This is a genomic window from Bradyrhizobium sp. SBR1B, assembly GCF_014198205.1.
In the GTDB taxonomy this organism is placed as follows: Bacteria; Pseudomonadota; Alphaproteobacteria; order Rhizobiales; family Xanthobacteraceae; genus Bradyrhizobium.
In genome coordinates this window covers 1-1,186 of the sequence record NZ_JACIHC010000080.1, presented here as the reverse complement: position 1 = coordinate 1,186, position 1,186 = coordinate 1, and the positions used below count along the sequence as shown (strand labels likewise).

Below are 1,186 nucleotides of genomic sequence, written 5' to 3'. Positions count from 1 at the left end.
CGTAGCAACCATTAAGAGCTAGGCTTCTTTTTCGATCCATGGCGTGCCGCGCTGTACGACAGTATTGGCGTAAATGAGGAGCTTCCTGGCGCAGGCGATGAGTGCTGCGTTGTGGACCTTGCCCCTGGCCATGAGACGGGCGTACAGCGCCATCAGGGCCCTGTTCCAACGGAATGCTGCCGGAAGGGCCGCCGCAAACAAGGAGCGCCGCAGGCGGCTGCGGCCTCCGGCGATTTTGCGCTGTCCGCGGTGCTGGCCGCTATCCGAATCGAAGGGAGCCAGCCCGGCCAATGCTGCGGCTTCCTCTCGACTGACGCGGCCGAGCTCCGGCATGCGGATGACGATCGCCAGCGCCGTGCGCTCGCCAATGCCGGGAATGCTCAGCACCAGTTTGAGCCGCTTGGCCAGATCGTCATAGGCGCGAAGGCGCTTGGCGATGTCACGGATCTGGGTCGACTTGCGTGCCTTCAGCCTGGCGATGTCGCTGTTGACGATGCGGCGCAAGGCAGGCTCGTCGATGTGCTCAAGCCGAGTCTTGAAGCGCCTGATGTCCTCCTCGATCTGCTCGAGGAAGGTCAGATAGTCGGCCAATTCGGTCAATCGCGGATCCGGCGCGACCTCTGGGGGATCGAGCGCTGCGGCGCAGGCCGCGATCAAGACCGCGTCGAGCGCATCGTTCTTGGCCCGGCGCAAATGGACCTGGCCGAACGCCTTGACCTGAAGCGGCTGCAGTAACAGCACGGCGAAGCCGGCCGACCGCAAATGCTCCACCACGCCACGTTCATAGCCGCCAGTCGCCTCGATCCCGACCCGCGTGATGCCGGCTTTGACCAGATTTGCTGCCAGAGCGCGCCAGCCCGGCAAGGCATTGGCGACCTGCCAGCGTTCGGTTCGACCGTGAACCGCGATATCGAGCTTAGCCTTGGACGTATCGATCCCAGCCGTCGTTATGCTAGTCTGTATCATCTTCCTCGACCCTGCCTTGTGAAGCGAACCAAGTTGTTCCGGCAACCATCCGGGTCCGATGAAGGTGCTGACGCGATCACGCTACGGGGCAGCCATAAACTGCTCTGGGTGGGCTCGATCCGATCGCCAGCGGCCTGTCGCGGGGTGCAAACCGCGGCAGGCCATTCCTCATGGAACAGGTCAAAGATAAACGATCGCGCTATTACAAGGGTGGGCAAAG

General features: G+C 62.7%; 1 protein-coding gene. It reads right to left on the bottom strand.

The features are described from left to right. Positions 1-18: 18 nt before the first annotated feature. Entirely contained in the window at positions 19-966 is a 948-nt protein-coding gene (locus tag GGD61_RS40160; RefSeq protein ID WP_183232551.1) for an IS110 family transposase, read from the bottom strand. Positions 967-1,186: the final 220 nt, after the last annotated feature.